Here is a 16,271-nt window from a genome sequence, read left to right as displayed (position 1 = left end):
GCGGTCGTACGCTTGCTCCCGTGGCGGACAACGACATCCCGGACACCCCGAACGACGGCATCCCGAACGACGACACCGCGGACGCCCCGCAGTCGCGCCCGCAGTCGCTCATGCTCGCCTTCTTCGGCAATCACGTGCTGGAGGAGGGCGACCTGTGCGTCTACTCGGGCAGCATCATCGACGTCCTCGGCCGGGTCGGGGTCGGCGAGCAGGCCGTACGGTCCACCCTGACCCGGATGGTCAACCGGGGTCTGCTGCGGCGCCAGCGGGAGGGCCGGCGGATGTACTTCGGCCTGACCCCGCACGCCACGCGCATCCTTCACGACGGCCGCACCCGCATCTGGGGGCAGGGCGCGGTCAACGACGACTGGGACGGCTCCTGGACCCTGCTGGGCTTCTCCCTCCCCGACTCCTGGAAGCGCCAGCGCCACGATCTGCGCTCCCGGCTCGCCTGGTCCGGGTTCGGTGCGCTGTACAGCGGACTGTGGATCGCCCCGGGCGACGTGGACGTGTCCGCCGTGGTCGACGAGCTGGGGCTCGCGGACCACGTCAAGATCTTCCACGCGCGGGCCGGGCAGGCCACTGACATCGAGCTGATGATCCGCGACACCTGGGACCTGGAGAGCATCGCCGCCCGGTACGTCACCTTCGACAAGCGCTGGACCGCGCATCTGGGCGCCGGCTCCGGGGAGGATCCGATCGGGACCCGGCTGCGGCTGGTCAGCGAATGGCTGTGGACCATCCGCACCGACCCCCGGCTCCCCGCCCGCCATCTGCCGCCCGCCTGGCCGGCCCGCGCCGCCCAGGAGACGTTCCGTCAGGTGGCCCGGCAGACCGAGGCACCCGCCCTGCGGGCGGCCCGTGAACTGCTGGAGACCGCGCCGCCGCGCTGAACGGCCGCCGCCCTCAAGGCTCCAGGGCCGCAACGCCGTCCAGACCGGTGTCGCGCATGATCCGGTCGACGGTCTCGGTGAGACTGCTTTCGGCGCCGATGACGGTCTCGGCACCGCCGGGCAGCAGGTCCAGCTCCCGGTACCACTCCCGCAGCTCGTGCTCGCCGACCTCATGCGCGATCGGCTTGGTCGCGTGCCGGGCGAGCGTCTCCTCCCACGGCACATGGAGGTAGTAGGCGTGGGTGGGGCCGCGGTGGTCGGCGCGCAGCCGCGCGAGCATGTCGCCGTACCGGTCGGCGTACAGGAGGCCTTCGAGGACGACGTGGTAGCCGGCGTCGAGGGCGTAGCGGGCGACGGTGTCGATGAGGCCGATGTTCGCCGCTCCCGGCCGGTCCCGTTCCCGCAGGACGATCCGGCGGAGGTTGTCCTGGCCGACCAGCGCCAGCCCTCGTCCGAAGCGCTCGCGCAGACCGGCCGCGACCGAGGACTTCCCGGAGGCCGAGTTCCCGCGCAGCAGGACGAGCCGGGTCCGTGCCGTGCCCACCATCACGCGCGTCACCTCGCCGGCGGGCCCGTCACTCCCCCAGGCCGAGGAAGTCCGCGACCAGGACGGCGAACTCGTCCGGGGTGGCGAGGCGGATGCCCAGGCTCTCGGCCTTGGTCCGCTTGGACCCGGCGCCCTCTCCCGCGACGACCAGCGAGGTCTTCTTGGAGACGCTGGAGGACGCGCGGCCGCCGGCCCGTTCGACCAGTTCGTTCATCTCGTTGCGGCTGAGCTTCTCCAGGGGGCCGGTCATCGCCCCCGTGACCACCACCGCCATCCCCGCGAGCGGACCGGCGGCGGCCGGGGCGTCACCGTCGCCGTCGCCGTCGCCGTCCGTGGCGGCGGTCCCGGTGTCCGCGGCGGCCGGCGGTGTGGCGCCGGGCTCGGTCATGTTGACGCCGGCCGCGGCGAGCTTGTCGATGAGCGGGGCGAGTTCGGCGAGTTCCGCGACGATGGACGGGGCCTTCTCGGTGCCGATGCCCTCGACCCGCCGGACCGCCTCGGCGTCGGCGGCGCGCAGGGCGTCCATCGTGGCGAAGTGGCGGGCGATACGGCGGGACATGGAGCGGCCCGTGCCGCGCACGCCGAGGGCGCACAGCACCCGGGACAGCGGGCGCTCCTTGGCCCTGCCGAGCGCGGTGAGGAGGTTGTCGCTGCTGGTCTCCCCCATCCGCTCCAGGCCGAGGAGCTGGTCCCGGGTGAGGGTGAACAGGTCGGCGAGGTCGGCGACCAGGCCCGCCTCGACGAGCTGCACCACCCGGGTGTGGCCGAGGCCCTCGATGTCGAGCTGGTCGCGCCCTGCGGCGTAGGAGAGGGAGGCGACGAGGTGGCAGTTGCGGCCGTTCTCACAGCGCCAGCGCTGCTCGCCGGTGTCGATGCCGGCGCCGCACCGGGGGCAGGACTCGGGGAAGGCGATGGGCTGTTCGTCGCCGGTGCGCAGATGGGCGACGGGTGCTTCGATGCGCGGGATGACGTCACCGGCGCGGTGGACCATGACGTGGTCGCCGAGGCGCAGATCGCGGCGGGTGATGTCGGCCGGGTTGTGGAGGGTGGCGTAGGTGATGGTGGAACCGTCGATCTCGACGGGTTCGAGGACGCCGCGCGGGGCGATGATGCCGGTGCGGCCGACGTTCCACTCGACCGCGAGCAGGCGGGTGATCTTCTCGACGGCGGGGAGCTTGTAGGCGATCGCCCAGCGCGGGGCGCGGGAGCCGGAGCCGGCGGTCCGCTGGTCGGCGGCCAGGTCGGCCTTCACGACGATCCCGTCGATCCCGAAGGGCAGTTCGGCGCGCAGCGCGGCGATCTCCTGGACGCGGGCCAGCACCGTGTCGGCGTCGGCGGCCGTGGTGCCGGGGACGGCGGTGGTGGCGGTGGTGTGCACGCCGTAGGAGCCGGTGAGGGTCATCAGGTCGCTGTGCGCCGCGTCGGCGAGGGACTCGGCGAGCGCCGGTTCGGTGGCGGGCAGGGGCAGCAGGCCGTAGCCGAAGAAGGTCATGGGGACGGTGTAGGCGCGGTCCTTGGCGCGCAGGGTGCCCGCGGCGGCGTTGCGGGGGTTGGCGAAGGGCTGTCCGCCGTGTGCCGTGCGCACCTCGTTGGCGTGCTCGAACTGGGCGGTGGTCATGAGGACTTCGCCGCGCACCTCGACGGTGACGGGTGCGGTGAGCCGGTCCGGGAGGCCCTCTATGGTGCCGATCGCGTGCGAGACGTCCTCCCCGGCCGTCCCGTCGCCGCGGGTGATCAGCCGGGTGAGGCGGCCCTCGGTGTAGCGGGCGGCGATCGCGAGGCCGTCGAGCTTGGGCTCCACGCTGAACCGGGTGATGTCATGGCCGACGCGGCGGGCCAGTGAGGCGGTCCACGCGGTGAAGTCCTGCGGCGAGAACACGTTGTCCAGGCTGAGCATCGCGACCGTGTGCGGCACGTCGCCCTCGGCGGCGCCGCCGGCGACCTTTCCGGTGGGCGAGTCGGGCAGCGTGTCCTCGGGGTGCCCGGCCTCCCACTCGGCGATGGCGCGCACCAGACGGTCGTAGGCGTCGTCGTCCAGGGTCGACGTACCGCCCGCGTAGTAGGCGGCGGCCGCCCGCACCGCGTCCCGCACCGCACGCGCGTAGGCCTCGGCGTCCGCAATCACTGCAACTGCACCAGGTGTCGTCATGTCCTTCATCCTGCCTGCCACCACTGACAACGCCCCTGCGAGCGGCGGAACGGGACCCCGCCGGCCGGTGGTACGGCCGCCTGCGGGTGTGCACCGGGGAGCCGGGGCCGGCCGGCTGACCCGGCGGGCGCCGGGGCGGGGCGGCGGCTTCGGCACGGTGGCCGGGGTGGCCGCGCCGGGCTTCCCCTCCCGTGTACGGGTCCTGCACCCGGCGTCCCTCGACGGGCGCCCGGTGCGCTGGTCACAGATGGCCGCCGCGTACGGCCGGACGGTCGGACGGTCGGGCCGGGGGCGCGGTGGCACCGGCTCGTCGCCGTGGACCGCGCCCACTCCGACGGGTCGGAGTACGGTCTGCCCGCTGTGTGGGACGAGCACCCCGACGAGGGGCCGACCCCGCCGGTCGTGGCGCGGGCCCTCGTCCGGTCCTGGCCCGGCGCACGCGGACGCCGGACGGCTGCCGGTTCGGCCAGTGGGAGGGGTACGGCCGCCGGGACTTCGCCGGGGCGCCCACGTTCCCCACTCCCGGCCGGGACGAGGTGCTGCTCTCCGGGTCGCTCGGTGAGGCGCTCTGCCGGTCCGCGTGGACGAGCTCGCCGAGCTGCCGGATCCGTGGTGGCCCGAGGACCGGGCCTGGTGCGTGGGCGGGGACGTGGACCTGGCCGGCACGTGCGTCGGCGGGTCGCCGGAGCTGATCGCCGGTCTGCCGGCCGACCCCCGGCTGGAGACCCTTCCCGCCTCTCCCGACGACGCGCCCCGCCGACGTGGGTCAGGCCGCGCGGGCCCGGCGCCGTGCCGCGAGCACCGGCACGGTGGCCGGCACCGGCGGTGACACGGGCGGGGCCTGGAGACGCATGGGCGCCGCCTGGGGCCGTACGGCGCGCACCCGGTAGGTCGTGCGGCCCCGGTCGGCGACCGGCTCGCCCAGGGTTATCCGGCCCGTGGCGCGCAACTGGTCGCACTCGGCGGTCGGCAGGGCCACATAGCAGCCGCCCTTGCCGGTGACGGAGTCCAGCGGCCGCCAATAGCTGTACCGGTGCCGCCCATTCGTATGCACGGTCACGAAGACGGGATGGCTCGCATCACTGACGATCCGCAGAACATCCGCCTCGGCCCGGGTCAGCGGGGCGTTGCGGCGAGGGGAGTCGGACAGGCGCGGAGCGTCGGCGGGCGGCATGGGCGGCGACCTCTTTCAGGGACAACGGCTGTACACCGTCTACCCCGTTGGAGCGAAGTTGATCTCTGTTCCGCGCATTCTTCAACACGACAGTGACATTACTGTTGCGCCGCGACGGGAAGGCCTTCCCGGATGCGCCGCTTTGTCCGTACTGGGGGTAAGACGCAGGGCGGGGGTCCCGGCCGGGAGCGGGCTCCCGTTCCGAACCCCTTCAGCAGCGGGGGTAGAAGAGGTCCAGGCCGGTGGCCGGGAAGGACGACGGGTCCGCCTGGCCCGTGTCGTCGACGGTGAACTCCCGGGTGTCGGTACCGAGTCCGCGGCCGGGCTCGCCCAGGCGGGCCTCCCAGGCGTACACGCCGTCGCCGACGTAGGTGTACGCCGAGAGGTCGGGGTAGCGGTCGTGGTTGAAGTCGGCGACCTCGATGTCCTTGGTGGGGCCGAGGTCCAGTTGCTGGATCCGGCGGGCGCGGCCGGTGTTCGAGAAGGGGCCGAAGCGCAGTTCGGCGACGTTCGGGGGGACCGGGTCGTCGCCGTACTGGTTCCGGCCGGCGACGACGACCAGATCGCTCCAGCCGTCCCGGTCGAAGTCGGCCACGACGGCCCGGACGTAGTTCTGGTGGGTCCCGGCGTGATCGGCGAGGGCGCGCCGCCCGGCCCTGTTCTCGTACGGCGTGCCGAACCCGAAGGTGACGGCCAGGCCGACGCCCTGGTGCGTCGGATCGGCGACCCGGTCGGCGCGGCCGTCGTCGTTCAGGTCCGCGACGAGTGCGCCGGAGTCCGTCACACAGGCCGTGACGGAGGACGGCCCGTCCGGGGGCGGGGGCGGCGGACCCAGGACATCCTCGCAGCCGGTGAAGAACAGCAGACCCGCGGCGACGAAGACCCCCGGAGTGAACCTGCCCATGCGTCTCGTCCGGTACGGACCATCAAGCGCCGTGGAGAACATGGCGCCCAACTATCGCACACGGGTCCGATGTTGTTCGGCCCCCTCGCGATCGACGGCGGGGAGTGCAACCGTGGTGGCCGAAAACGTGTCTCAGCAGCCGTGGCCCGACGGTTCCCGGGGCCGGAAAGGCGCGGGCGCGCCGTGGAGAGGGGGTGGCGATGAGCACATGGGCCGTACCGGGGTACTCCGAGTCCCTGGAACTGGGTTCCGGAGCCGGCGGACGGGTGGTGCTCGCCCTGCACGAGCCGACCGGTGTGCCGGTGGCCGTGAAGTACCTCAGCGAGTCGCTGCGGACGCGACCCGGTTTCCTGCGCGGTTTCCGCGCCGAGGCGGAACTGCTCGGCGGTCTGCACAGCCCGTACGTGGCCGGCTTCTACGAGTACGTGGAGGGCACCGAGGGCGCCGCCATCGTGATGGAGCTGGTGGACGGCGTGTCCCTGCGGGCCCTGCTCGCCCGCGAGGGTCCCCTGACGCCGGAGTCGGCGCTGGCCGTCCTGAAGGGCTCGCTGCTCGGTCTGGCCGACGCCCACCGGGCCGGTGTGGTCCACCGCGACTACAAGCCGGCGAACGTCCTGGTCACCCCGGAGGGCGCGTCCAAGCTCGTCGACTTCGGGATCGCGGTGGACGCGGGCCTCAGCGCGGGCGTGGCCGGCACTCCGGCCTACATGGCGCCGGAGCAGTGGACCGGCGCGCCGGCCTCGCCCACCGGCGACGTGTACGCGGCCACCGCCACGTTCTTCGAGTGCCTGACCGGCCACAAGCCCTACGCCGGCGACAACATGGCCCAGCTCGCGGTGCAGCACGCCGAGGACCCCGTCCCGGTGGAGGAGGTGCCCGAGGCCGTGCGCGCCCTGGTCCGCCGGGGACTGGCCAAGACGGCGGCGGAACGCCCCTCGGACGCGTCGGAGTTCGTGGCCGACCTGGAGCGGGCCGCCGTGGGGCAGTACGGCGAGGACTGGGAGGAACGCGGCCGGGGACGGCTGGCCGCCCTGGTGGCGTCGCTGCTCTTCCTCCTGCCCTCGGGCCGGACCGGATCCGGTCTGAGCACCACCACCGACGAGGCACGCACCGTGCTCGGCGGGGGCGCCTCCGGCGGGCGGTTGCGCCCGTGGCGGCCCACCGTGCCGGGCGCGGCCGTGGCGGCGGCCGCCGTGCTCGTCGCGCTCCTCCTGGGCCAGGGCGTCGGCCAGGGCGCGGGAGCGGCCTCCCGGCAGGAGACCCGGGCGCTGGCCACGACCAGCCCCAGCCAGGTGTCCGACACCGGCCCGCCACCGACGGCGTCGGCCTCGGCCTCGGCCTCGCCGTCGGCGTCCGAGTCCTCCGCCCTCCCCAGCGCCTCGCCGTCGGAGTCGGCCGGTGACGGTTCCGCGTCTCCGTCGGCGGTCGCCACCGACCCGTCGGCCTCACCGGACGCCTCCTGGACCGCGCCCGCCCCGAGCGACTCCGCGAGCCCGACGAGCAGCCCGTCCCCGTCGCCGTCCCCGTCCGCCGCCACCGCCGTCAAGGACGTGACCGTGTCCTCCTTCCGGCAGACGGGCACCACCACCGCCAGCACCACCATCACGGTCACCGCGGACGGCACCGGCCCCGTCACCATCACCCTCGCCTGGTTCACGGGCAACGTGGCCGGACAGGCGGGGACGGCGGAGGGCAGCGAGTCGTACCGGCGCAGCGGCGCCCGTCAGTACTCGCTCACCGTCGAGCACACCTTCCAGGGAACCGGCTGCTACTGGACCGTGCAGGCCTCCACCAGCCCCGCCTCCGCGGACGGCGGCGCCTCCCAGCAACTCCTGACCCGGGGGTGCCAGCTCCGATGACCACTCCTCACGAGGACTACGAGCGGGACGACTACAGCGCCACCGCCCTGGACAGCTTCTGGGTCGAACGCGGCGAGGACGGCACGACCGTGGTGCACGCGCGGTCCGACGACGGTACGGCGGTCATGGCCTCCGGGGCCGACGACCGCACGGCGGTGATCGCCCCCGCGACCGACGACCGCACGGCCGTCATGGCCCCCGGGGCCGCGGATGGTACGGCGGTGCTGGACGACCGGGCCGACGGTACGGCGGTGCTGGACCACCGGTCCGAGCACGGTACGGCGTTGATGGACCCCGGCTCCGACGACCGTACGGCGGTGGCGGGGGCCGGTTCAGGTGGCGGCGAGGCCTTTCCGCGTGGGCGGGTCGACGGGACCGTGCTGCGTTTCGGGCCGGGCGTCACCGCCCGGCCGGGCGCGACCGCGGGGTCGGCGTACGGGGTGCACACGGTGACCGTGCCCGCCGCGCCCCCCGTCCGCCGTCACCGCCGTCTGCGCCGTCTGCGCCGGCACGCGCTGCCCGCGCTGGTGCTGGTCGCCGCCGTCCTGTTCCTGCTCTGGCGGCAGTACGACACGCCCGGCCTCTCGGTACGGGGCGTCTCGGCGGCGGCCGAGCGGGACAGCACCGGCTGCGACGCGACGGCGGACGTCGTCGGCATCGTCCGCACCGACGGCCACGCGGGCCGGCTCTCCTACCGCTGGGTCCGCAACGACGGCACCGAGTCCGACGTCCTGCACGCCACGGTCGCCGAGGGCCGCCGGGAGGTGCGGGTGCATCTGCTGTGGACCTTCCAGGGGCCGGGCCACTACGCGGCGACGGCCGAGCTGCGGGTGCTGTCCCCGGGCGCCAGGACGGCACGGGCCGCCTTCACGTACGACTGTCCGTAGCGGGTCGGCGTCCGCGCCGGCCGGACTGCTCGCGGGCCCAGCGTTCCACGACCGGTACGCAGGTCTCGGCGAAGTGCTCGTAGTCCTCGGGCGTGTTGTAGACATGGGCCGACAGACGGAGGTAGCCGAGGCCGTCGAAGCTGGTGAACGCGGCCTCGACGCCCAGTTCGGCGGGCGCCCGGTCGCGGAGCGCGTCGGCCGCGATCCGGCTCGCCCCCAGGCCGCCGGGCAGGCGGACCAGGCGCATCCCGGGGACGGGCATGCCCACGTCGACGGGTTCGGACGGGGTTCCGGAGCGGGCGAAGGCGGCCGCGACGACCCGGGCGCCGTACTCCGCCAGGTCGTCCATGTAGCGGCGGGCCGTGTCCCAGCCCCAGGTGTCGTCGATGAAGCGCAGCGCCGTGGGCGCGGCCAGGGCGCCGGTGGCGTCGAGGGTGCCCTGGTGGTCGAAGCGGTCCGGGAAGGGCTCGGCCGCGCCCCAGGAGTCGATCAGGGGGTGGAGCTCGTCCCGCAGGGGGCCGCGGGCGACGAGCACGGCCGAACCGCGCGGTGCGCAGCCCCATTTGTGCAGGTTGCCGACCCAGGCGTCGCAGTCCAGTCCCGCGAGGGGCGCGGCGAGGAGGCCGGGGGCGTGCGCGCCGTCGACGAGCAGGGTGATGCCGCGCCGTGCCGCCTCGGCGGCGACGCGCTCGACGGGCATCAGCCGTGCGGTGGCGGAGGTGATCTGGTCGAGGACGATGAGCGCGACCTCGTCGTCCACCGCGGCCAGCACGGCCCGGTACGCCTGGTCGGGGTCGGCGGCGAGCGGCACCCGTGCGGTGCGCACCCGGCCGCCCCAGCGGCGGGCGAGCCGTTCGGCGCCCATCGTGACGGCGCCGTAGCCGTGGTCGGTGACCACGATGTCCCCGCCGGGCCGGTCGGCGAGCGCGGCGAGGACGACGCTGGCTCCGGCGCTGGTGTTGGGGACGAGCGCCAGGCCCCCGGGGTCGGTGCGCAGCCGGTCGGCGATCTCCGCGCGCGCCGCCGCGAGCCGTGCGGGCAACGTCGGGAACCAGACGACGGGGGCCCGCTCCATCTCGGCGCGCAGCGCGTTCTGCCGTTCCTGTGCCACTCCCGGGACCGCGCCGAACGATCCGTGGTTGAGGTGGCGCAGGCCGGGGTCGAGGGTCCAGCCCGCCGTCGCGGGCCGGCCGTCGGGCAGCGTCAGCGGACGGGGCGCGGTGAGCACGTCACCCTCGCTCATGGTGTTCCCTCTCCACGCTTCGGCATCGGTCGCGGGCGCCGGGCGTCAGGAGAAGAAGCCCCTGGGCGCGGGCAGTCCGGGGCTGATCGAGGGGCCGCCGGCCATGACGCGGTCCAGGTCGCGCTTGATGCGTTCGGCCTCGCCGCGCACCTGGGCGGGGATGTCGCCGCGTTCACTGACGAGGCGGTGGTAGATCGGCGTGTCGTCGAAGACGGAGAACACGGGTGGCTCTGCTTTCGTGGACGGTCGGACGGGCCGACGCGGTGGAACGGCTTCGGACACGGCACCGATCGGGCGGGTGAATCGGCGCTGCCGTGACGTCGTCTGACGGCCCCGCAGCGAAACCGGTGTCGGCGACATCATCGCATTGTCCCCGGTTCAGCCCTTGCCGATGACCATGGATGGCCGTCCGTGACAAATCGGAGACTTCAACTCCGGTTTCATGGTGCAGCGATGCCACAACCATGCGCTAAGCTAAGGCCAGAGCTGAAGAGCGGAACTGCCGTTCCTCGGTGACGCGTTGGTGGTCCAAGGAAAGACGCCCCGCTTCCTGCGGGGAAATGCAGGTGCAAGGCCTGCCCGGCGCTCGGATACGGACCCCGTACCACTTCCGTGGTGCGGGGTCCGCGTGTTACCGGATTCACATCTCGAGTTCGGATTCCAGCGCCCTGAGCCGGTGACGGGCGAGGGCGAGGTTGCCGCGGCCGCGGTCCAGCGCGAGGTACAGGAAGAGCCCGCCGCGCGCCCGGGACAGGGGCCTGATCAAGTGGTACTGGGTGCCGAGGGTGATGAGGATGTCCTCGATCTCCTCCTGCAGACCGAGCGACTTCAGCGTGCGCTGCTTGGCCCGGACGACCTCGGTGTTGCCGGCCGCGGCCAGCTCCAGGTCCAGCTGGGGCCCACCGCCCAGCACACCGAGCGACATCCCGCTCTCGTAGTCGACGAGGGCCACCCCCAGGGCACCCTCGATGCTCATCGCTTCCTTGAGCGTGCTCTCAATGTTCACGCTGGTGCCTCATTTCCGTACAGACCGTCCGGTGTTGATCGCTTACAACGACAGCCAGTGTTATTTCTGGGAACGTTGATATCGAACAAGCGCATCTTTGGCCAGTCTTGCGATAGTTGGCAAATAAAGTACTGTGCTCGGCAGGGCAAGCGAAGGGGCAACCAATGGCTCTACTCGAGACCGCCCTCGCCCGAGTTCTGCAGACGCCCGGCATCGCCGGCGCCGCTGTGGTCGACTCGGTGACGGGCCTCTCCTACGCCTCTCTGGGGGAAACGGGCGCGAGCCAGGACGCCCACGACCTCGTCGGTCTCGCCGACGGCGGTCTCCGGCAGGCGGGCTGCGCCGACGAGCTGGAGAGCATCGTCGTCACCACCCCGAGCACCCACCATGTGACCCTGAGCGTCGCCCGGGACCGCGATCCGGTCCTGCTGTGCGCGACCGTGGACCGGGACCGGACCAACCTGGCCTGGGTACTGCAGGACCTCACCCGGCACGCGGACGCACTGCTGGCATGAGCCGGAACGACGACGACGCCGAGAAGTCCCCCGCCCCACGCAACCTCCCCGCCCTCCTGTCCGGCCTGCACGCGCAGCGCCGCTCCTGCACCGTCTGCGTCACCGGCACTCCCGGCGGCACCCTGCATGTCCGCGACGGCCTGGTGGTCGCCATGGAGACTCCGGGCGCCCCCGGGGCCGAGGCGATCCTGCTCAGGTCCGGCCGCCTCACGGAGGAGGCGTGGACGGCCGTCCGCGCCACCGACAGCACCCACGAGCATCTGGCGCGGGAGCTGGTCGCCGCCGGGCTGATCGGGGCCGGGGAGCTGGAGGTCGTCTGCCTGGGCGCACTGTTCGACGCGGCCTTCGCGCTCTCCCTCAACCGGCCGGCGGACTGGGAGGTCGGCGATCCCGTCCCCGTGCTGCACGCCGGGGCCGGGGTGCCGCCGGAGCGGCTGGTCGCCGAGACGACGCGCCGCTTCGGAATGCTGGAGAAGGAGCCCGCCACGATCGCGCGGTCCGCCCGCGACCGTGTCCGCCCGACCCCCTCCGCCGGCCTGCCGGAATCCACCGCCCGCCTCTCTCCCCGCCACCTGGACCTCCTGACCGCCGTCGACGGACGCCGGACCCCCCGGGACCTCGCGTTCTCGCTGGGCCGCGGACTGTTCGCCGTCCTGCTCGACCTCCGGCATCTGATCGGGCTGCGGCTCGTCGAGTACACGACCCCGCCGGGCGCCGCCGGACGCCCGAGCACCGCGCCCCGTACCCCCGCCGCCGCCCCGACCGCCCCCGCGACGACCGGACTCCCCCGGCGCCTGCCGCGCCGCACCGGCCCCCAGCCGGCCTCCCCGGACTCCTCCGGGCCCCGCGCCTGACCCGGCCGGTTCCCCCGTCGCGCCCCCTCCCGTCCCCGCCCGCACCGCTCACCAGGAAGAAGACGACATGAGCGACCCCGTGAACGACATCCTCATCTCCCTGCGGGACAAGGTGATGGGTGTCACCGAAAGCACCCTCGCCACCGTCGACGGGCTGGTGGTCGCCAGTGACGTCAGCAAGACACACGCGGAGTCCATGGCCGCGGTCGCCGCGGCCACCCTGTCCCTCGGGCGCCGCCTCGCCGACCAGGCCTCCACCGGCACCCTGCGCGAGATGAGCGCCCAGTGCAGCGCCGGGCATGTGATCGTCACCGCGGTCGGGGAGCGCGCGCTGCTCGCCGTCATGGCGGACGAGGGCCTGGACCTGGCCGCGTTCCGCCGGGAGATGCCCGCGCTGGTGGCGGAACTCGGCGGCATCCTGGACTCCGACACCCCGGACTAGCGGCCCTGCGGCTCATACCGGATCACCGTCGATCTCCACCTCCCCGGCCCCCTCGATCCCCTCCACGCACTCGGGCTCGTCGTCGTCCTCCTCCAGCAGATAAGGCGGGCGCATGACCACGAGGCGCGACACCTCGTACGACATCTCGGTGACCCCGGGTTCGGGCGGCGGGTGGTACCGGCCCGCGCACACCGACAGGTTGACGATCAGGTACGCGTACCAGCCGCGGCCCACTCCCCGCCGGTCGACGAACACCTGCCGGCCGTCGACCCACCAGACGACGGACCGTCTGCCGAACTCGACGCGCAGGTCGATCCAGGCGCCGGGGCGGATCGCCGGGTCCCGGTAGTAGAAACCGCCGCCGCGGACGTGGTTGCTCAACTCCAGGAGATCGGGGTTGTCGGGGTGGTACTCGAAGACGTCGATCTCCTGGTCGCCGTCCCGCCAGGTCCAGATCGCGGGCCAGGCCCCCATCTCGTACGGCAGTCTCACCCGTGCCTCGAGCACGTCACCAGTCTGGACGGTGAAGGCCTCCTCGCTCCCCTCCGTGGTGAGCAGACCCGCGTTCCACCTCCCGTCGCGGCGACGGGTGGCCCGGAACGTCCCCGACCGGGAGTAGGCGGGATCCGAGACCAGGTAGTCCAGTTTGTTGTCGTCGGGATTGATCGGTCCGCCGTTCGGATACGCCCACGAACGCCCCGCCACCCACTGGCTGGTGGAGGTGAAGTCCGCGGTGAAGACGGCCGCGGGTCCGCGCCGGGCCGCGGTGGCCTCGGGCGGACTGTCGGATGCGGGATTCTCCATGGCCGGATGCTGCTCCGCGTAGGTCCAGGGAATGCGGGCGGGCGGCGGATCCGCCGCGAGGACAACCCGTGTGAGTGACGGCCGCGGCGTGTCGCGCCTCGCAGTATGAAGAACGGCTCCCAGCAGCGGGAACGCCGACCGGCGGCTGCCGCCACCGCTCAGGCGATGCCCCCGTTGGCGAACAGGACCTGCCCGTTGATCCAGCGGCCCGGACCGGCGAGGAAGGCCACGGTGGTGGCGATGTCCTCCGGGTTCCCGAGGCGCTCCAGCGGGGGCTGCGCGGCGAGGCACGCGATCGACTCCTCGTCCTTGCCCTCCAGGAAGAGCGGGGTGGCGGCGGGTCCGGGGGCGACCGCGTTCACCGTGACGTCCCGGCCGCGCAGCTCACGGGCGAGCTCCATCGTCACGGCCTCCACGGCCCCCTCGCTCGCCGCGTGGGCGGCATGGCCGGGGAAGGCCGGCCGGGTCACGGAGGTGGAGAAGGAGACGACGGCGCCTCCGGAGCGCACCCGCCGAGCGACACCCGGTCACGGCCCGCCGACCGGCGGCCGGCTCAGCCCGAGACCTCGGCGCTCCCCGGCCGTCATCGCACCCCAGACCCCGTACCGCTCGCCGTGCCGGACCGCCCAGGTCCCGCAGGCACGCATCACCGGGCAGCTGCGGCAGACCGCCCGCGCCTGCTCGATCTGCCGCCGGGACGGGCCGTCCTCACCGATCGGGAAGAACAGCTCGGGGTCCTCGGAACGGCAGGCCGCCGCCTCACGCCAGTTCAGGAAGGGCAGGGAGTTCATCGGCACCTCCGGCGACCGCTTCGCCGACTCCGCAGGGCGGCCCGGCCGCACGACGACGCCCTTCGACGCCCTTCGCATCTGCGGACCCGGCGGAGGTAGAAAGAAATATAGGCACTTGGAACCGTTTGGGCCATGGCCGCGGAGGGCTCGGTTCCGGGCGGTGGGCGGCGGCGGGCGCCCCCGCGGCGACGAGGAGGTCACGGCACGCATGAGACCGACCGAAGCCGGGGGCCGCGGCCCCCGCGAGCGTCTGGGCGAGGGCCTGTTCACCCGGGTCGCCGGGCCGGACGGCGCCCGCCGCCGGGCCCGTATCCACGGCACGCCCGGACCGCGCTGGTTCGGACCGGAGCGCCCGGTCCGCCGGGTGCACGGGGACGCCTCCATGTTCATCGGCGGTCTGTCCGCGCTGCTCCTGCAGTCGCTGCACCCGCTCGCCATGGCCGCCGTCGCCGCCCACTCGGGGTACCGGGGCGACCCCTGGGGCCGGCTCCAGCGCACGAGCACCTTTCTGGCCACGACGACGTACGGCACCGCCGAACACGCCGAGCAGGCGTGCGCCCGGGTGCGGGCGGTGCACGAGCGGGTGCGGGGGCTCACCGTGAACGGAGAGCCGTACCACGCCTCCGATCCCCATCTGCTCGGGTGGGTGCACCTCGCCGAGACGGACAGCTTCCTGCGCGCCCATCAGCGCTACGGCGCACGTCCCCTGTCGGACGACGAGTGCGACGGCTATGTCGAGGACATGGCGCGGGTGGCGCTGGAGCTGGGCATCCCCGGTCCGCCCCGGAGCAGAGCGGAACTCACGGAGCGGCTGACGGCGTACCGTCCGGAGCTGGCGGTCACCGCACAGGCCCGGGAGGCCGCGCGTTTCCTGCTGCTGCACCCTCCCGTACCGCTTGTCGCGCGGCTCCCGTACGGGGTGCTCGCCGCCAATGCCGTGGCGCTGCTGCCGCGTTGGGCTTCCGAGCAACTGCGGCTGCCCAGAGTGCCGTTGGTCGAGGACGTCTGCCTGCTGCCGCTCGGCCGCGCCACGACCGCGACGATCCGCTGGGCGATGGCACCGGCCCGGCAGCGCGTGACCACGGCGGCCGGCTGATGCCGTGACGGCCCGCACCCGCGGGCCCCGGTCCCTCGACTCCCGTACAGACGCGCGAACACACTCCTTCCCACCTCTGGCCCTGGCGGGCTACCGGGCGGTATACAAACTGCGGCGAACAGCACGGCGGCCGTCCGGGCCGCCGGCGCCGGCCCGGACGGGCTCGGGGGAGGAGCTGCGATGCAGCGCGAGGTACGCGGACAGACTTCGGTCGGACAGCGTCGCCGAGGGGTCACCTTCCTTGCGGTCCTGGGTGGTTGCGCCCTGGTCGCCGCATCGGCGGTGCCCGCGGCGGCACACGGCGGCGGGGGCGGCGGGAGGACGACGGCGTACGTGGCCCTCGGGGACTCGTACACCTCCGGTCCTCTCATCCCCCAGCAGGTGGACGCCCCTTGCGCCCGGTCCGACCACAACTACCCCTCACTCGTCGCCGCACGGCTCGGTACGACGCCCTTCAAGGACGTCAGCTGCTCCGGGGCGACGACCGAGGAGATGTGGAAGGCGCAGGGCACCAACGGTCCCCAGCTCGACGCGGTGGGCCGCAACACCGACCTGGTGACCGTGCAGATCGGCGGCAACGACATCGGTTTCGGCACCATCATCGGGACCTGCGCCGCGCTGGCCGCGCAGGACCCGGCCGGCAACCCCTGCCAGAAGTACTACGGGGCCTCCGGGGTCGACCAGTTGAGCGTCACGATCGCCCGGACGGCGCCCAAGGTGGCCCAGGTGCTGCGGGACGTGCACCGCCGGGCGCCGCACGCGCGGGTGCTCGTCGTCGGCTATCCGGACCTCCTGCCCGACGACGGCAGCGGCTGCGCTCCCTCGGTGCCCTTCGCGGCGGGGGACTTCCCCTACCTCCGGGACACCGAGAAGCGCGTCAATCTGATGCTGCGTCTGGTGGCTTACGGGAGCCGGGCGGAGTACGTCGACACCTACGGGCCGACCGTCGGGCACGACATGTGCAAGCCCGCGGCGGACCGCTGGATCGAACCGCTGCGGCCCGCGTCCCCGGCGGCTCCCGCCCACCCCAACGCCAAGGGCGAGGCCGCCATGGCCGAGGCCGTCCTGCACCGCCTCGGCCAGGGACGGCACGACCGCTGACGCCTG

Annotated in this window: 17 protein-coding genes and 1 pseudogene; 8 read left to right on the top strand and 10 right to left on the bottom strand. The window is 73.6% G+C overall.

Annotated features, from left to right (window positions below; translation table 11 throughout):
• Positions 1 to 20: 20 nt before the first annotated feature.
• A complete protein-coding gene (locus tag ACYQ8Q_RS42105; RefSeq protein WP_460072360.1) occupies positions 21 to 893 on the top strand; it encodes a PaaX family transcriptional regulator in 873 nt (290 codons plus the stop codon).
• A 13-nt stretch (positions 894 to 906) separates the two neighbouring features.
• Here ACYQ8Q_RS42105 and ACYQ8Q_RS42100 read toward each other — a convergent pair whose 3' ends face one another.
• The 4 genes from ACYQ8Q_RS42100 to ACYQ8Q_RS42085 form a co-directional block, all read right to left on the bottom strand.
• Positions 907 to 1,440, bottom strand: coding sequence for an AAA family ATPase (locus ACYQ8Q_RS42100; protein WP_460072359.1), 534 nt, complete (start codon positions 1,438 to 1,440; stop codon positions 907 to 909).
• A gap of 28 nt (positions 1,441 to 1,468) precedes the next feature.
• Positions 1,469 to 3,589 (bottom strand): NAD-dependent DNA ligase LigA, encoded by a 2,121-nt coding sequence (gene ligA / locus ACYQ8Q_RS42095; RefSeq protein ID WP_460072357.1) that lies wholly within the window; start codon positions 3,587 to 3,589, stop codon positions 1,469 to 1,471.
• Positions 3,590 to 4,355: 766 nt separating this feature from the next.
• Entirely contained in the window at positions 4,356 to 4,763 is a 408-nt protein-coding gene (locus ACYQ8Q_RS42090; protein WP_460072356.1) for a hypothetical protein, read from the bottom strand.
• 211 nt (positions 4,764 to 4,974) lie between these two features.
• Positions 4,975 to 5,667, bottom strand: a complete 693-nt coding sequence (locus ACYQ8Q_RS42085; protein ID WP_460072354.1) for an FG-GAP repeat domain-containing protein — start codon at positions 5,665 to 5,667, stop codon at positions 4,975 to 4,977.
• A 200-nt stretch (positions 5,668 to 5,867) separates the two neighbouring features.
• Between ACYQ8Q_RS42085 and ACYQ8Q_RS42080 the strand changes: the two genes are divergently transcribed.
• Positions 5,868 to 7,526: a serine/threonine-protein kinase gene (locus ACYQ8Q_RS42080; protein ID WP_460072352.1), complete on the top strand. Its 1,659-nt coding sequence runs from the start codon at positions 5,868 to 5,870 to the stop codon at positions 7,524 to 7,526.
• Positions 7,523 to 8,413, top strand: coding sequence for a hypothetical protein (locus ACYQ8Q_RS42075; protein ID WP_460072350.1), 891 nt, complete (start codon positions 7,523 to 7,525; stop codon positions 8,411 to 8,413). The genes ACYQ8Q_RS42080 and ACYQ8Q_RS42075 overlap by 4 nt, the downstream gene beginning before the upstream one ends.
• Here ACYQ8Q_RS42075 and ACYQ8Q_RS42070 read toward each other — a convergent pair.
• The 3 genes from ACYQ8Q_RS42070 to ACYQ8Q_RS42060 all read right to left on the bottom strand — a co-directional run bounded on the left by ACYQ8Q_RS42070 (position 8,394) and on the right by ACYQ8Q_RS42060 (position 10,662).
• Positions 8,394 to 9,656 carry an aminotransferase class V-fold PLP-dependent enzyme gene (locus ACYQ8Q_RS42070; protein WP_460072348.1) on the bottom strand — a complete coding sequence of 421 codons (1,263 nt, stop codon included), beginning with the start codon at positions 9,654 to 9,656 and terminating at the stop codon, positions 8,394 to 8,396. The two genes, ACYQ8Q_RS42075 and ACYQ8Q_RS42070, sit on opposite strands and share 20 nt — an antisense overlap.
• A 45-nt stretch (positions 9,657 to 9,701) precedes the next feature.
• The gene (locus ACYQ8Q_RS42065; RefSeq protein ID WP_199844660.1) at positions 9,702 to 9,878 is read right to left on the bottom strand and encodes a hypothetical protein; all 177 of its coding nucleotides are present in this window, start codon (positions 9,876 to 9,878) and stop codon (positions 9,702 to 9,704) included.
• Between the two features lie 418 nt (positions 9,879 to 10,296).
• Positions 10,297 to 10,662 (bottom strand): hypothetical protein, encoded by a 366-nt coding sequence (locus tag ACYQ8Q_RS42060; RefSeq protein WP_460072346.1) that lies wholly within the window; start codon positions 10,660 to 10,662, stop codon positions 10,297 to 10,299.
• 164 nt (positions 10,663 to 10,826) lie between these two features.
• Between ACYQ8Q_RS42060 and ACYQ8Q_RS42055 the strand changes: the two genes are divergently transcribed.
• From ACYQ8Q_RS42055 to ACYQ8Q_RS42045, 3 genes are all read left to right on the top strand, one after another.
• Positions 10,827 to 11,177, top strand: coding sequence for a hypothetical protein (locus tag ACYQ8Q_RS42055; RefSeq protein ID WP_460072344.1), 351 nt, complete (start codon positions 10,827 to 10,829; stop codon positions 11,175 to 11,177).
• Positions 11,174 to 12,031 (top strand): hypothetical protein, encoded by an 858-nt coding sequence (locus ACYQ8Q_RS42050; protein ID WP_460072342.1) that lies wholly within the window; start codon positions 11,174 to 11,176, stop codon positions 12,029 to 12,031. The genes ACYQ8Q_RS42055 and ACYQ8Q_RS42050 overlap by 4 nt, the downstream gene beginning before the upstream one ends.
• A 67-nt stretch (positions 12,032 to 12,098) precedes the next feature.
• Positions 12,099 to 12,473, top strand: coding sequence for a roadblock/LC7 domain-containing protein (locus ACYQ8Q_RS42045; RefSeq protein WP_460072340.1), 375 nt, complete (start codon positions 12,099 to 12,101; stop codon positions 12,471 to 12,473).
• 12 nt (positions 12,474 to 12,485) lie between these two features.
• Here the strand turns inward: ACYQ8Q_RS42045 and ACYQ8Q_RS42040 are convergent, their stop codons facing one another.
• The 3 genes and pseudogenes from ACYQ8Q_RS42040 to ACYQ8Q_RS42030 all read right to left on the bottom strand — a co-directional run bounded on the left by ACYQ8Q_RS42040 (position 12,486) and on the right by ACYQ8Q_RS42030 (position 14,146).
• Positions 12,486 to 13,277: a LamG domain-containing protein gene (locus ACYQ8Q_RS42040; RefSeq protein WP_460072338.1), complete on the bottom strand. Its 792-nt coding sequence runs from the start codon at positions 13,275 to 13,277 to the stop codon at positions 12,486 to 12,488.
• 158 nt (positions 13,278 to 13,435) lie between these two features.
• Positions 13,436 to 13,795 (bottom strand): annotated as a pseudogene (locus ACYQ8Q_RS42035) (SDR family oxidoreductase); the annotation flags it as partial.
• 9 nt (positions 13,796 to 13,804) lie between these two features.
• Positions 13,805 to 14,146: a WhiB family transcriptional regulator gene (locus ACYQ8Q_RS42030; protein WP_460072336.1), complete on the bottom strand. Its 342-nt coding sequence runs from the start codon at positions 14,144 to 14,146 to the stop codon at positions 13,805 to 13,807.
• 130 nt (positions 14,147 to 14,276) lie between these two features.
• Here ACYQ8Q_RS42030 and ACYQ8Q_RS42025 point away from each other — a divergent pair, with 130 nt between their 5' ends.
• Entirely contained in the window at positions 14,277 to 15,164 is an 888-nt protein-coding gene (locus ACYQ8Q_RS42025; RefSeq protein ID WP_460072335.1) for an oxygenase MpaB family protein, read from the top strand.
• A 180-nt stretch (positions 15,165 to 15,344) separates the two neighbouring features.
• The gene (locus ACYQ8Q_RS42020) at positions 15,345 to 16,265 is read left to right on the top strand and encodes an SGNH/GDSL hydrolase family protein (protein ID WP_460072334.1); all 921 of its coding nucleotides are present in this window, start codon (positions 15,345 to 15,347) and stop codon (positions 16,263 to 16,265) included.
• The last annotated feature ends 6 nt before the right edge of the window (positions 16,266 to 16,271 follow it).

This window comes from Streptomyces sp. YKOK-I1 (assembly GCF_054660435.1).
The sequence above is the reverse complement of the archived record's forward strand: the minus strand, read 5'-3'. Positions and strand labels throughout refer to the sequence as shown.

What these genes read in the sequence shown, in the direction of transcription:
- ACYQ8Q_RS42100 (WP_460072359.1), bottom strand. Translation starts at nt 1,440, where the DNA reads ATGGTGGGCACGGCACGGACCCGGCTCGTCCTGCTGCGCGGGAACTCG.
- ligA (WP_460072357.1), bottom strand. Translation starts at nt 3,589, where the DNA reads ATGACGACACCTGGTGCAGTTGCAGTGATTGCGGACGCCGAGGCCTAC.
- ACYQ8Q_RS42090 (WP_460072356.1), bottom strand. Translation starts at nt 4,763, where the DNA reads ATGCCGCCCGCCGACGCTCCGCGCCTGTCCGACTCCCCTCGCCGCAAC.
- ACYQ8Q_RS42085 (WP_460072354.1), bottom strand. Translation starts at nt 5,667, where the DNA reads ATGGGCAGGTTCACTCCGGGGGTCTTCGTCGCCGCGGGTCTGCTGTTC.
- ACYQ8Q_RS42080 (WP_460072352.1), top strand. Translation starts at nt 5,868, where the DNA reads ATGAGCACATGGGCCGTACCGGGGTACTCCGAGTCCCTGGAACTGGGT.
- ACYQ8Q_RS42075 (WP_460072350.1), top strand. Translation starts at nt 7,523, where the DNA reads ATGACCACTCCTCACGAGGACTACGAGCGGGACGACTACAGCGCCACC.
- ACYQ8Q_RS42070 (WP_460072348.1), bottom strand. Translation starts at nt 9,656, where the DNA reads ATGAGCGAGGGTGACGTGCTCACCGCGCCCCGTCCGCTGACGCTGCCC.
- ACYQ8Q_RS42055 (WP_460072344.1), top strand. Translation starts at nt 10,827, where the DNA reads ATGGCTCTACTCGAGACCGCCCTCGCCCGAGTTCTGCAGACGCCCGGC.
- ACYQ8Q_RS42050 (WP_460072342.1), top strand. Translation starts at nt 11,174, where the DNA reads ATGAGCCGGAACGACGACGACGCCGAGAAGTCCCCCGCCCCACGCAAC.
- ACYQ8Q_RS42045 (WP_460072340.1), top strand. Translation starts at nt 12,099, where the DNA reads ATGAGCGACCCCGTGAACGACATCCTCATCTCCCTGCGGGACAAGGTG.
- ACYQ8Q_RS42040 (WP_460072338.1), bottom strand. Translation starts at nt 13,277, where the DNA reads ATGGAGAATCCCGCATCCGACAGTCCGCCCGAGGCCACCGCGGCCCGG.
- ACYQ8Q_RS42030 (WP_460072336.1), bottom strand. Translation starts at nt 14,146, where the DNA reads ATGCGAAGGGCGTCGAAGGGCGTCGTCGTGCGGCCGGGCCGCCCTGCG.
- ACYQ8Q_RS42025 (WP_460072335.1), top strand. Translation starts at nt 14,277, where the DNA reads ATGAGACCGACCGAAGCCGGGGGCCGCGGCCCCCGCGAGCGTCTGGGC.
- ACYQ8Q_RS42020 (WP_460072334.1), top strand. Translation starts at nt 15,345, where the DNA reads ATGCAGCGCGAGGTACGCGGACAGACTTCGGTCGGACAGCGTCGCCGA.